The sequence below is a fragment of the Streptomyces lavendofoliae genome (assembly GCF_014649735.1).
Taxonomy (GTDB): Bacteria; Actinomycetota; Actinomycetes; order Streptomycetales; family Streptomycetaceae; genus Streptomyces; species Streptomyces lavendofoliae.
In genome coordinates, this window is the sequence record NZ_BMTP01000008.1 from 88760 (window position 1) to 101296 (window position 12537).

The window sequence follows — 12537 nt, forward strand, 5'->3', positions numbered from 1 at the left end:
CCCGACGAAATGAGCCTCACCCGTTCGGACGAGTGACCGAATGTCGCCGGTGCGCGGACGGGACGTCGAAGCAGGAAGGCACAGGAGATGGGACGCCACCGGAAGAATCGGGCCGTGGTGCCCGTACGCACCGGGCTGCTCGGCGCTTCCGCCGCGATGGCGGTGGGCGCCGTCGCCGTGGCCTCCGGCCTGCTGCCCGGTGGCGACACCTTCACCATCGGTGGCAGCGGCGCGGGCGAGCGCGTACACGCCGGGGGCGCCCCCGAGCTGAACACGCAAGGCGGCTCCAGCGCCACGCCCGGACTTCCCTCCACCGCCACCGGCCGCAGCCCCCAGGGGACGCCGCCGCCGACCGGTTCCCCCTCGCCCCGGCCGTCCGCGCCGTCCTCCTCCGCGCCGCCGAAGCGGACGGAGGCCCCGGCGCCGCGGGAGACCGCGACCGGCAGCGCGACACCCGCGCGCACGGCGACACCCGCGCCCGAGCGGACCGTCGAGCGGCCCGCGGCCCCCATGCCGCCCTCCGTGCCGTCCGCCGCCCCGTCCACGGCCGCCGCCGCCGCCGCGGGCAACGGCCGGGAGGCGGCCGCCGAGGCCGCGGTGCTCGCCCTGGTCAACGCGGAGCGCGCCAAGGCGGGCTGCGGCCCGGTCCAGGCATCCCGGGGACTGTCGGCCCTGGCCGGCGCGTACAGCGAGGACATGGCGCGGCGCGGCTTCTTCTCGCACACCGACCCCGACGGGGCGTCGCCCTGGGACCGTGCCGCCAAGGCGGGTGTGCAGGGGCTCGCCGCGGAGAACATCGCGCGCGGGCAGTCCGACGCGCAGGCCGTGATGGAGTCGTGGATGAACAGCGACGGCCACCGCGCCAACATCCTCAACTGCGACTACACGCGGCTCGGCGTCGGCGTGCACTTCGGCGACGGCGGCCCCTGGTGGACCCAGAACTTCGGCTTCTGACCGGCGGCCCGTGCGGCTGCCCGCCCGGCGTCACGCCGAGGTGAGCGGCGGCGGGACGCGCGGCGGGCGCTGGCAGCGGGGACAGAAGTAGCTGGACCGGTTCATCCAGGGGCGGCGGCGCATCGGTGTACCGCACCGCCGGCAGGGCTCCCCCTCCCGGCCGTAGGCGTCCAGGGAGCGGTCGAAGTACCCGGACTCGCCGTTCACGTTCACGTAGAGGCTGTCGAAGCTGGTGCCGCCGACCGCGAGGGCGGCCGTCATGACGTCCCGTACGTGCCCGAGGAGCTCGGCCGACCGGGGGCGGGTGAGCGTCGCGGTGGGCCGGTCGTAGTGCAGGCGGGCGCGCCACAGGGCCTCGTCCGCGTAGATGTTGCCGACGCCGCTGATGAGCGACTGGTCGAGCAGGGCCCGCTTCACGGTCGTACGCCGCAGCCGCATCGCCGTGTGGAAGGCGGCCTCGTCGAACGCGGGGTCCAGGGGGTCGCGCGCGATGTGCGCGATGGCCAGGGGCAACCCGTCGGGGGTGTTCTCGTGCAGCGAGAGCCCGCCGAAGGTGCGCTGGTCGACGAAGCGCAGTTCGGTGCCGAGATCGTCGTCGAAGCGGATACGGATCCGCAGGTGTTTCTCGTCCGCCGCGTCCTCCGGCTGCACCAGCAGCTGCCCGCTCATGCCCAGGTGTCCGAGCACGGACGCGTCGGTGTCCTCCAGCGGCAGCCAGAGGTACTTGCCGCGCCGGCGCGCGACGCCGAAGCGGTGGCCCCTGAGCCGGCCACCGAAGTCCTCGCCGCCCGCGAGGTGCCGGCGTACGGCGCGCGGGTGGAGGACCTGGACGTCGGAGACGGTACGGCCGCTGACCCAGCGCTCCAGGCCGCGCCGTACGACTTCGACCTCGGGCAGCTCGGGCACGGCGCTCCTTCGCGGTTCGGCGGGATCACGGGGAGACCCCGCCGCACGGTACGTGCGACGGGGTCGGGAACGAGCAGCTCAGGCCGTGGCCCGCGGCGCTTCGGAGTCCGAAGAGGTGTCGGCGGCCTCTTCGGCTTCGGGTCCGTCGCCGTTGCGCGTACCGGTTCCGGAAGCGGAGTCCGCGCCGGTGCCGGAGTCCGTGCCGGTGGCCGGGACCGACGCGGCCGCGGCCTTCGCCGCCGCCTCCCGCTCGTCGGCCGCGGCCCGGATGGCGCGCCAGGCGGATTCCGCCGCCTGCTGCTCCGCTTCCTTCTTGCTGCGGCCGGTGCCGGTGCCGTACGAGACACCACCGACGCGGGCAGCAGCAGTGAAGGTCTTCTCGTGGTCCGGTCCGGTCTCGGTGACCAGGTATTCCGGAACGCCGAGGCCCTCGGCCGCGGTGAGTTCCTGGAGACTGGTCTTCCAGTCCAGGCCGGCACCGAGGTTCGAGGACTTCTCGATGAGCGGGTCGAAGAGCCGGTGCACCAGCTCCGACGCCGCTTCGAGGCCCTGGTCGAGATAGACCGCGCCGATCACCGCTTCGAGGGTGTCGGCGAGGATGGATGCCTTGTCCCGGCCACCCGTGCCCTCTTCGCCCCGGCCGAGCCGGATGAAGGAGCCCAGGTCGAGCCCGCGGCCGACCTCCGCCAGCGCACGCGAGTTGACCACCGCGGCCCGCAGTTTGGCCAGCTGGCCTTCCGGCAGGTCGGGGTGGGTGCGATACAGCGTGTCCGTGACCACCAGGCCGAGCACGGAGTCCCCGAGGAACTCCAGCCGCTCGTTGGTGGGCAGACCGCCGTTCTCGTACGCGTACGAACGGTGGGTCAGCGCACGCACCAGAAGGGCGGACTCGAGGTGGTACCCGAGCCGCCCTTCCAGAAGCGTGTGGGACGAGGCCGTGTTCTCCGCCTGCTTCTTGGCGTCATCCGCCGTTTTGGAGTTGGACACGGTGCCTCTCACCAGCCCGCTCAGACCGAGAGGACCTGGCGCTTGTTGTACGTGCCGCAGCTGGGGCACGCGATGTGCTGCTGCTTCGGCTCCTGGCAACGCTCGCACGAAACCAGGGTGGGGACCGCAGCCTTCCACTGCGACCGGCGGTGGCGCGTGTTGCTGCGCGACATCTTCCGCTTCGGAACAGCCACGGCTACTTCTCCTGCTTCTCGTCGACGCCCGCTTCGGCGCCGCTCATGTTGTCCTTCTCGCCGGTCCCGAGTGAATCGGCGAGTCCCTGCAGTGCCGCCCAACGGATGTCGACGGCGTCGTGGTGGTGGTCCGGGTTCTCGTTCAGGTTGGCACCGCATTCGGCGCACAACCCGGCACAGTCCTCCCGGCACACCGGCTGCATCGGCAGTGCGAGCACCACCGCATCACGCAGCACGGGCTCGAGGTCGAACATGCCGTCCTCGAGGGGGGTCATGTCCTCGTCGTCCTCGGCATCGTCGTCCGCGGCCGCCTTGCGGTGGCCCCGGTCGTCGGTGTCGGGGTACGAGAACATCTCCTGGAAGTCCGCCGCGACATCCTGGCGCAGCGGCTCCAGACACCTTACGCACTCCCCCTCGGCCGACGCACGGGCGGTGCCTGTGACAAGCACCCCTTCCATGACCGACTCGAGGCGGAGGTCCAGCTCGACGGGCGAGCCCTGGGGTACGCCGATGACTCCGTCGATGCCGAGGTCCACCGGGGCCTCGACCGTGCGGGAGATCCGCTGGAGGGCACCGGGACGCCGGCCCAGCTCGTGCGTGTCGAACACGAGGGGGTTGCGGTGGTCGAGGCGCGTACTCAGGGTTCTTCCTGCTTTCGGATCGTCTGGGGGGGCGGCCCGGCGTCGGAGCCGACGCGGGCACGCGGGATCGCGGACGTACTCGCGACCGAAGAGCCAGGATACTGGACGCTTCGCCCACAGCCCAATCCGGGACGGTCACTGCCCCTGGCCGTGCCCCTGCTCGTACTCCCGGAGCCGGTCCAGGTCGATCATGCCGGTGTCGAAGAAGCTGGTCTCGTCGAGGGCGCCGGCCTGCGGCGGCTGCTGCGCGGGCTGCTGCCGACCGTCGTAGGGGGCGGCGTAGGCGGCCGTGGAGCCGGTGCCCGCCGCCGGGTAGGGCTGCCCGCCGTAGCCCTGGCCCTGGTCGTAGCCCTGGTAGGCGTACGGGTCCTGCTGGTAGGCGTACGGGTCGGGCTGCTGGGGCTGCTGGTAGGCGTACGGGTCGGGCTGCTGGGCCGGGACGTGCGCGGCGGCGGCCTGCCCCGGCTCCTGGGCGGCCGGCCGGCCCGGCTGCGGCTCCGCCAGCTCGGCCAGGCCCGCCAGGTAGTCCGCGTCGCTGGTGTGCTGCCGGGTGCCGCCCGCCGCGTCCTGGGCGGCCATGTGGGCGCCGAGGTCGTCGGTGGCGATCCGCCCGTGCAGCTTCTGGCGTCCGCGGCCGACCGCCTCCAGGGTCTTGGTGAGCACGGCCTCGAAGGCGCTGATCTTGGCGTCGACGTACTCGTCCGCGCGCCGCACCAGGGTCTGCGGGTCGGCGCTGTACTCCGGGGCGTCCTCGTCCGCGTACCCCTGGTCGTCCAGCCCCGGGCCCCGGCCCAGGAGCTTTTCCCGGCCGCGGTCGACCGAACCGATGGTCTTGGTGAGGACGACCTCGAAGTTGGCGAGCTTGGAGTCGACGTAGTCGTCGGCCTCGGCGCGGATCTCCTCGGCCTCCCTGCGGGCCTCGGCGAGGATGCGGTCGGCCTCCTCCTGGGACCGGCGGGCGACCTGCGTGCCGGAGATCAGCGAGCCGCGCTCGGCGTGGGCGGCCTCGATGATCCGCTCGGCCTCCTGGCGGGCCTGCTCGACCAGCTGCTCACGGCCGCCGATCAGCTCCTGCGCCTGGGCCAGCGAGCCCGGCAGTGCCTGGCGCAGCTCGTCGAGCAGCGCGAGCAGCTCGGCGCGGTTGACCACGCAGGAGGCCGACATGGGCATGGAACGGGCGCTCGCGACCGTCTCGACGATCTCGTCGAGCTTCTTCTGCACGTCCACCGTGTGCTCGCCACTCTCTACAGCCGGGTTGGAGACGGACGGGACGACTGTAAGGCCAGTCGGCGCCGGCCCGACAGCGGGTGACGGACCGTCAGACGGTCACTTCTCGCCCAGCCGTTCCACCAGGGCCTCGTGCACGACCGGCGGCAGCAGGTGCGAGACGTCCCCGCCCCAGGCGGCGACCTCCTTGACCAGCGAGGAGGACAGGAAGCTGTAGGTCGGGTTGGTGGGGACGAAGAGCGTCTCCACCCCCGACAGCCCGTTGTTCATCTGGGCCATCTGCAGCTCGTAGTCGAAGTCGCTGACCGCGCGCAGCCCCTTGACGATGGCGGGGATGTCGCGCTCCTTGCAGAAGTCGACGAGCAGGCCGTGGTGGGACTCCACCGTGACGTTGCCGTACTCGCCGGTGACCTGGCGGATGAGCTCCATCCGCTCCTCGACGGTGAACAGCCCCTTCTTGGACTGGTTGACCATCACCGCGACGTGGACGACGTCGTACAGCTTGGAGGCGCGGGCGATGATGTCGAGGTGCCCGTTGGTGATGGGGTCGAACGACCCCGGACAGACTGCGCGGCGCAACTGGATTCCCTCGCTCTCCGAACCGGTCATCGTGCGTCTTCGCACGTAGAGGCGGCGCGACCGTACCAAAACGTTCCCTCGCCGTAGCGACGGGCCCGCAGCGGCTCGAAGCCGTCCGGCCAGGCGAATTCCCCGCCCCTGGTGCTGCGCTCCACGGTGACGAGCGCACCGGCGGCGAGCCAGCCTTTGGCACGGAGTGTGAGGAGTATCTCGCCAAGATCACCGTCGGAGACCGCGTACGGCGGGTCGAGGAAGACCACGTCGTACGGGGCGGCGGGCGCCGGCCCCGTCACGATCTGCTCGGCCTTGCCGGCGCGGACCTCGGCGCCGGGCAGGCCGAGCGCCCGGACGTTCCCACGGACCGTGCGGGCGGCCCGCTGGTCGGCCTCGACGAGCAGGGCGTGGGAGGCGCCCCGGGAGAGCGCCTCCAGGCCGACGGCGCCGGACCCGGCGTACAGGTCCGCGATCCGGATGCCGTCGAGCGTCCCGAGGAGCGCCTCCCAGGTGGAGAACAGCCCCTCCCGCGCCCGGTCGGAGGTGGGGCGGGTGCCGTTGCCCGGCGGCACGGCCAGGCGGCGTCCGCCGGCCGCGCCGGCGATCACGCGGGTCATCTGTGGTCCTTGCCGTCCTGTGGATGCTGGTGACTCCACGATATGGGCTCCCGGCCGATGCGCACGGCTCAGCCCTTCTCCAGGTACCGCTCCCGCTCCTTGTCGAGCAATGCGTCCAGGGCCGTGCGCAGCTCCGGCAGGTGCTCCAGCTCCGGGTCGGCGGCGACGACGGCGACGGCCTCCTCGCGGGCGGCGGCGATGACCTCCTCGTCGTCGATGACGGCGAGCATCCGGAGGCTGGACCGCACGCCGGACTGGGCCTGTCCGAGGACGTCGCCCTCGCGGCGCTGTTCGAGGTCGATGCGGGAGAGCTCGAAGCCGTCGAGGGTGGAGGCGACGGCGGCGAGCCGCTGCCGGGCGGGGCTCGCCTCGGGCATCTCGGTGACCAGGAGGCACAGGCCGGGGGCCGAGCCGCGGCCCACGCGGCCGCGCAGCTGGTGGAGCTGGGAGACGCCGAACCGGTCGGCGTCCATGATCACCATGGCGGTGGCGTTGGGGACGTTCACACCGACCTCGATGACGGTCGTGGCGACCAGGACGTCGGCCTCGCCAGCGGCGAAGCGGCGCATGACGGCGTCCTTGTCGTCGGGGGCCATCCTGCCGTGCAGCACCTCGACGCGCAGTCCGGCGAGCGGGCCCCTGGCGAGTTGGCCGGCGACGTCCAGCACGGCCAGCGGGGGCCGCTTCTCCGCGTCGGCCTCCTTGGCCTTCTTCTTCTCGTCCTCCTCGTCGCCGATGCGGGGGCAGACGACGTAGGCCTGGTGGCCGTTCTCCACCTCCTCGCGGACCCGCTCCCAGGCGCGGGCCAGGAAGTGCGGCTTGTCGGCGGCCGGGACGACGTGGCTGGCGATCGGCGAACGGCCCGCGGGCAGCTGGTCCAGGACGGAGGTCTCCAGGTCGCCGAAGACGGTCATCGCGACCGTGCGCGGGATGGGCGTGGCGGTCATCACCAGCAGGTGCGGCGGCTGCCTGCCCTTGCCGCGCAGGGCGTCGCGCTGCTCTACGCCGAAACGGTGCTGCTCGTCGACGACCACCAGGCCCAGGTCGTGGAACTGGACCTTGTCCTCGATCAGCGCGTGCGTGCCGATGACGATGCCCGCCTCGCCGGTGACCAGGTCCAGCAGTGCCTGCCGGCGTGCGGCGGTCCCCATCGACCCGGTCAGCAGCACCACCTTGGTGGCGTGCTCGGCGCCGCCGAGCATGCCCCCCTCGGCGAGCTCGCCCATCATCTCGGTGACGGACCGGTGGTGCTGCTGGGCGAGGACCTCGGTGGGCGCGAGCATCGCGGCCTGTCCGCCCGCGTCGACCACGGCGAGCATCGCCCGCAACGCCACCATGGTCTTTCCGCTGCCCACCTCGCCCTGGAGCAGGCGGTGCATCGGGTGCTCGGTGGCCAGGTCGGCGAAGATCTCCCCCGACACCTTCTCCTGGCCCTCGGTGAGGGTGAACGGCAGCTTGGCGTCGAAGGCGTCCAGCAGCCCGCCCGGCACCGGGCGGCGCGCCACCGCGGGCAGCTGGGTGTCGGCGAACCGCCGCCGGGCCAGCGCGACCTGGAGGACGAACGCCTCGTCCCACTTCAGCCGCTCCCGGGCGTCGGCGATGTCGGCCTTGGTGCGCGGGCGGTGGATCTTGCGCAGGGCGTCCGGCAGGTCGGTGAGGCCGCGGCCCTCCCGCAGGGCGGGCGGCAGCGGGTCGACGGCGTCCACCGCGCTGGGGAGCACCGCGTCGACCGCCTTGGCGATCTTCCAGGACTCCAGCTTGGTGGTGGCCGGGTAGATCGGGATGAGGGCCCCGGCCCAGCTGCCCACGGCGTTCTCCCCGTCCTCGCCGCGCAGCAGTTCGTACGCGGGGTGGGCGAGCTGGGTCTTGCGGTTGAAGACGGACACCTTGCCGGCGAACATCGCGCGCGTACCGGGCAGGAGGTCCTTGTGCGGCTTGTGGACGCCCTTGCCGAAGAAGACGAGCTGGAGCCGCCCGCTGCCGTCGGTGATGGTCACCTCCAGGCGCTGGCCGCGCCCCTTGGCGCCGTTGAACGTCATCACGCGCGCGTCCGCGACCCGGGCCACCACCGTGACGTGCTCGTCCAGCGGCAGGTCGGCGAGGGTGGTGAGCTCACCGCGCTCCGCGTACCGCCGGGGGTAGTGGTGCAGCAGGTCACCGACGGTGTGCAGGTCGAGGTGCTCGGCCATCACCTTGGCGGTGGCGGCGCCGAGCTGCTTCTTCAGTGGTTCGTCGAGAGCTGACACGCTCCCATTGCACACCACGGCACTGACAGGCCGCCGCAGCCACCCGCACCGGGCGGGGCCGTGCCCGCACCCGCCGCCCCGCACCGGCCGGGGCGGCGGCCGAGTCGCCGCTGCCGGCACCGCCGTCGGACACGACGGGCGGGGGCGGCCGGCTGTCCGGCTACTCGACGCCGATCAGGAGCAGCGGCGCCTGGGGGCCGCCGGCGTACACCACCGTGTCGACCGCGAGGTGCGTCTCGCGTACGTGGGCCTCCAGGCGGGCCGCCAGGCCGGCCGGGGCGTCCTCGGCGAGGACCAGGGTGACCAGTTCGCCGCCCGCCGAGAGCATGCGGTCCAGGACCGTGGCGGCCGTGGTCGCCACGTCCTGGCCGATCACCGCGACGTCGCCGTCGATCAGCCCGAGGACGTCACCGGCCTGGCAGACGCCGGCCGAGGTGAACGACCGGTGCTCGGCGACGGCCAGTTCGCCGTGGCGCGTGGCGCCCGCCGCCGCGGTCATGGCGACGACGTCCTCGTCGAAGCGCCGTTCCGGTTCGTGGACGGCGAGGGCGGCGATGCCCTGGACGGCGGCGCGTGTGGGGACGAGGGCCACCCGGATGCCCTCCGCGCGCGCCTGCTCGGCCGCGGCCGCCGCGGTGTGCCGCAGGGCGGCGTCGTTCGGCAGCAGGACGACCTCCCGCGCGTGGGCGCGCCGGATCGCGTCGACCAGCTCCCCGCTGGCCGGCGGCTCCCCGGGGCGGGCCAGCACCGTCGTCGCGCCGGCCTCGGCGCACAGGTGGGCGAGCCCCTCGCCGGGCAGGACGGCCACCACGGCGCGCCCCGCGCGTTCCTCGGGCGCCGCCGCGGCGGACGTGGCGAAGTGCGTGATCCGGATGCGGTGGGGGCGCCCGGCCTCGACGCCCGCCTCCACCGCGGCGCCCGCGTCGTCGACGTGGACGTGGACGTTCCACAGGCCGTCGCCGCCCACCACCACCAGGGAGTCGCCGAGCGCGTCGAGCCGGTCGCGGAGCCGGGCCACGGCGGCGTGGTCGGCCTCCAGCAGATAGATGACCTCGTAGGCGGGCCCGGCCTCCGCGCAGGGCTCCACCACCGGCGCGGCCCCCCGGGGCACTCGCGGTCCCCGCGCGGGTGCCTGCCCGGACACCGCCTCCACCAGCGCGCCCAGCACGGTGACCAGTCCGCGCCCGCCCGCGTCCACCACGCCGGCCCGCTCCAGGACGGCGAGCTGGGCGGGCGTGGCCTCCAGGGCCGCCCGGGCCCCGGCGTACGCGGCCCGGGCGACCTCCGCCACGTCACGGGAGCCCGCCACGTCACCGGCCCCCGGGGTGCCACCGGGGCCCACCGCGACCGACGCCGACGCCGACCCCGATCCCCCGGCCCCCGGCGCCGCCGCGGAGGCCGCCGCCGACGCGACGCTCAGGATGGTGCCCTCGACGGGGTGGGCCACCGCCTCCCGCGCGGACACGGAGGCCCGCCGCAGCGCCCTGGCCAGGTGATCCCCGTCACGGCCCTCGGCGAGCACCTCGCTCATGCCGCGCAGCAGCTGGGACAGGATGGTGCCGGAGTTCCCCCTGGCGCCGAGGAGGGCGCCGTGCGCCATGGCGCGGACGGTGTCGGCGAAGTCGGGGTCCGCGATCGCGGCGAAGACGGCCTCCACCGCCTGGGAGGCGGACTCGACCGTCAGGTAGAGGTTGGTGCCGGTGTCCCCGTCCGCGACCGGGTAGACGTTGATCGAGTCGATCTCCTCGCGCTCCCGGCCGAGCGCCTCCAGGGCCAGTGAGCACCAGCTACGGACCACTGCGGAATCGAGCGCCTGCGGCAGGGTCTGCGGCACCTGGTGTCCTCCTCGAGCAGCGCTGGCTGCACCGCAGCGTAGACCCCGGGCGGGGCGGGGGGCCCGGGCGGGGGCCGGGCGAACCGTGGTAGTTTCGTTGCACCGGAGCAGTCGTTGTATGCTGCTCCGGTTGCCCGATGAAAGTCGGGCCATTCCCCCGGCAACGCCACTTCAGTCACCAAGATCTGATTCCGGCTCGCCGGATTTCACTGTAAGTGCACCTGAAGTCTTTGGAGTGACCCGTGGCTGCCAACTGCGACGTCTGCGGCAAGGGGCCGGGCTTCGGCAACAACATCTCGCACTCGCACCGCCGTACGTCCCGTCGCTGGAACCCGAACATCCAGCGCGTGCGTGCCGTGGTCAGTGGGACGCCGAAGCGGCTCAACGCCTGCACCTCGTGCATCAAGGCCGGCAAGGTCTCGCGCTAACGCCGACGACGTTTCGCCGTAGCGCAGCCTCTGCGGTTGCCTTGAAAGCCGGTCCACCTCGGTGGACCGGCTTTTCGCCGTACCCGGACGCGTACGGGCGCGCCGGGGAGGCCGCTCCCGCCCTCGGGATCCCGCCGGCGGGCGCGCCGGCCCGCTAGCGGAAGCGCCAGCCGTGGTCCACGGGGCCGATCCCGCCTCCGAGGGCGAACCCGGCAGCGATCGCCCCGGTCACGTACTCCTTGGCCTGCCGTACGGCCTCGGGGACCGCCAGGCCCTTGCCGAGGCCCGCCGCGACCGCCGAGGCGAGCGTGCAGCCCGTTCCGTGGGTGTGGCGGTTGTCGTGCCGGGGAGCGCGCAGCCAGTGTTCCTCCGCGCCGTCCGTCAGCAGGTCCACCGCGTCCCCCGCCAGGTGCCCGCCCTTGATCAGCGCCCAGCGCGGCCCGTACTCCAGCACCGCGGCGGCGGCCCGCCGCAGATCGGCCTCGGACTCCACGCGCACGCCGGTGAGCTGGGCCACCTCGTCCAGGTTCGGCGTCGCGACGGTGGCCACCGGCAGCAGCCGCTCGCGCACGGAGTCGAGCGCCGAGGCCGCCAGGAGCGGGTCGCCGTGCTTGGACACCCCGACCGGGTCGACCACCACGGGCGCGTCCGTCCCGGCCAGCAGCCCGGCGACCTCCTCCACGAGAGGTGCCGAGGAGAGCATGCCGGTCTTCACGGCCTGTACGCCGATGTCGTCGACCACGCTGCGGTACTGGGCGCGCACCGCCTCCACGGGCAGCTCCCAGGCGCCCTGGACGCCCAGCGAGTTCTGCGCCGTGACGGCGGTGATCACGCTCATGCCGTGGACGCCGAGCGCCAGCATGGCCTTCAGGTCCGCCTGGACACCGGCGCCGCCGCCGGAGTCCGAGCCGGCGACGGTCAGGACGCGCGGCGGCGCGGGCCGGCTCACTCGTCGTCCCCGAAGTGGTCCCAGCCGCCCTGGGTGTGCCAGGGCGCGCCGTCGACGGTCACCTGGGGCAGGGCGGACGGGTTGAGCACCTCGCCGATGACCTTCCAGCGGGCGGGCAGCTTCACGTCCGGCGGGAAGGTGGCGACGATCGCGTGGTCCTCGCCGCCGGTGAGGACCCACTGCATGGGGTCGACGCCGACGGCCTGCCCGATGTCGTTCATCTGGGTCGGGATGTCGATGAGTCCGGAGCGCAGGTCGATGCGGACCTTGCTGGCCTCGGCGATGTGCCCGAGGTCGGCGATCAGTCCGTCGCTGACGTCGCACATGGCGGTCGCGCCCAGCCCGGCGGCCGCGGGGCCGGCGTGGTAGGGCGGTTCGGGCCGCCGGTGGGCCTCGACGAAGGCGCGCGGCGAGCGGAACCCGCGCGAGAGGACCGCGTACCCGGCCGCCGACCAGCCGAGCCAGCCGGTGTACGCGACCACGTCGCCGGGCTGCGCCCCGCCCCGGGTGACCGGTTCGTGGTTGCGCAGGTCGCCCAGCGCGGTGATGGAGACGGTGATCGTGTCGCCCCGCACCACGTCGCCGCCGACCACGGCCGCGCCCGCCACCTGGCACTCGTCGCGCAGGCCGTCCATGAGCTCGGTGGGCCAGGTGACCGGCAGTTCGGCGGGGACGACCAGGCCGAGCAGCAGTGCGGTGGGGACGGCGCCCATGGCGGCGATGTCCGCGAGGTTCTGCGCGGCTGCCTTGCGGCCCACGTCGTACGCGGTGGACCAGTCGCGCCGGAAGTGCCGCCCCTCCAGCAGGATGTCCGTGCTGGCCACCACGCGCCGGTCGGGTGCGGCCACGACCGCGGCGTCGTCGCCGGGCCCGATCCGTACCGCCGGGGTGGAGGTGAGCCGGGAGGTGAGCTCCCTGATCAGCCCGAACTCCCCCAACTCGCCGACAGTGCCCTTCATCGCTGTGCCCCTTCTGCCCCAG

General features: G+C 73.6%; 13 protein-coding genes. 2 read left to right on the top strand and 11 right to left on the bottom strand.

Annotated features, from left to right (window positions below; genetic code table 11):
• Window positions 1-87: 87 nt before the first annotated feature.
• The gene (locus tag IE109_RS16795) at window positions 88-954 is read left to right on the top strand and encodes a CAP domain-containing protein (RefSeq protein ID WP_189551705.1); all 867 of its coding nucleotides are present in this window, start codon (window positions 88-90) and stop codon (window positions 952-954) included.
• A 30-nt stretch (window positions 955-984) separates the two neighbouring features.
• Here the strand turns inward: IE109_RS16795 and mutM are convergent, their stop codons facing one another.
• The 9 genes from mutM to IE109_RS16840 form a co-directional block, all read right to left on the bottom strand.
• Window positions 985-1860: a bifunctional DNA-formamidopyrimidine glycosylase/DNA-(apurinic or apyrimidinic site) lyase gene (gene mutM, locus IE109_RS16800; protein WP_189551706.1), complete on the bottom strand. Its 876-nt coding sequence runs from the start codon at window positions 1858-1860 to the stop codon at window positions 985-987.
• A gap of 78 nt (window positions 1861-1938) precedes the next feature.
• Window positions 1939-2859 (bottom strand): ribonuclease III, encoded by a 921-nt coding sequence (rnc, locus tag IE109_RS16805; RefSeq protein WP_189551707.1) that lies wholly within the window; start codon window positions 2857-2859, stop codon window positions 1939-1941.
• Between the two features lie 8 nt (window positions 2860-2867).
• Window positions 2868-3041, bottom strand: coding sequence for a 50S ribosomal protein L32 (gene rpmF, locus IE109_RS16810; protein ID WP_030496967.1), 174 nt, complete (start codon window positions 3039-3041; stop codon window positions 2868-2870).
• A gap of 2 nt (window positions 3042-3043) precedes the next feature.
• Window positions 3044-3649 carry a YceD family protein gene (locus tag IE109_RS16815; RefSeq protein ID WP_229891141.1) on the bottom strand — a complete coding sequence of 202 codons (606 nt, stop codon included), beginning with the start codon at window positions 3647-3649 and terminating at the stop codon, window positions 3044-3046.
• A 168-nt stretch (window positions 3650-3817) separates the two neighbouring features.
• Complete coding sequence (locus IE109_RS16820; RefSeq protein ID WP_189551708.1) at window positions 3818-4909, bottom strand: F0F1 ATP synthase subunit B; 1092 nt, start codon at window positions 4907-4909, stop codon at window positions 3818-3820.
• Between the two features lie 99 nt (window positions 4910-5008).
• On the bottom strand, window positions 5009-5488 hold the full coding sequence (gene coaD / locus IE109_RS16825; RefSeq protein ID WP_189551896.1) for a pantetheine-phosphate adenylyltransferase: 480 nt from the start codon (window positions 5486-5488) through the stop codon (window positions 5009-5011).
• Window positions 5489-5514: 26 nt separating this feature from the next.
• A complete protein-coding gene (gene rsmD, locus IE109_RS16830; RefSeq protein WP_189551709.1) occupies window positions 5515-6099 on the bottom strand; it encodes a 16S rRNA (guanine(966)-N(2))-methyltransferase RsmD in 585 nt (194 codons plus the stop codon).
• Window positions 6100-6167: 68 nt separating this feature from the next.
• Window positions 6168-8288, bottom strand: coding sequence for an ATP-dependent DNA helicase RecG (recG, locus tag IE109_RS16835; protein WP_229891187.1), 2121 nt, complete (start codon window positions 8286-8288; stop codon window positions 6168-6170).
• A 217-nt stretch (window positions 8289-8505) separates the two neighbouring features.
• On the bottom strand, window positions 8506-10179 hold the full coding sequence (locus IE109_RS16840) for a DAK2 domain-containing protein (protein WP_229891143.1): 1674 nt from the start codon (window positions 10177-10179) through the stop codon (window positions 8506-8508).
• A gap of 242 nt (window positions 10180-10421) precedes the next feature.
• Between IE109_RS16840 and rpmB the strand changes: the two genes are divergently transcribed.
• On the top strand, window positions 10422-10607 hold the full coding sequence (gene rpmB / locus IE109_RS16845) for a 50S ribosomal protein L28 (RefSeq protein WP_064070327.1): 186 nt from the start codon (window positions 10422-10424) through the stop codon (window positions 10605-10607).
• Window positions 10608-10761: 154 nt separating this feature from the next.
• Here rpmB and thiD read toward each other — a convergent pair whose 3' ends face one another.
• Together thiD and IE109_RS16855 are read right to left on the bottom strand one after the other, a co-directional pair.
• Window positions 10762-11556 carry a bifunctional hydroxymethylpyrimidine kinase/phosphomethylpyrimidine kinase gene (gene thiD / locus IE109_RS16850; protein WP_189551711.1) on the bottom strand — a complete coding sequence of 265 codons (795 nt, stop codon included), beginning with the start codon at window positions 11554-11556 and terminating at the stop codon, window positions 10762-10764.
• Entirely contained in the window at window positions 11553-12515 is a 963-nt protein-coding gene (locus tag IE109_RS16855) for a thiamine-phosphate kinase (RefSeq protein WP_189551712.1), read from the bottom strand. The genes thiD and IE109_RS16855 overlap by 4 nt, the downstream gene beginning before the upstream one ends.
• Window positions 12516-12537: the final 22 nt, after the last annotated feature.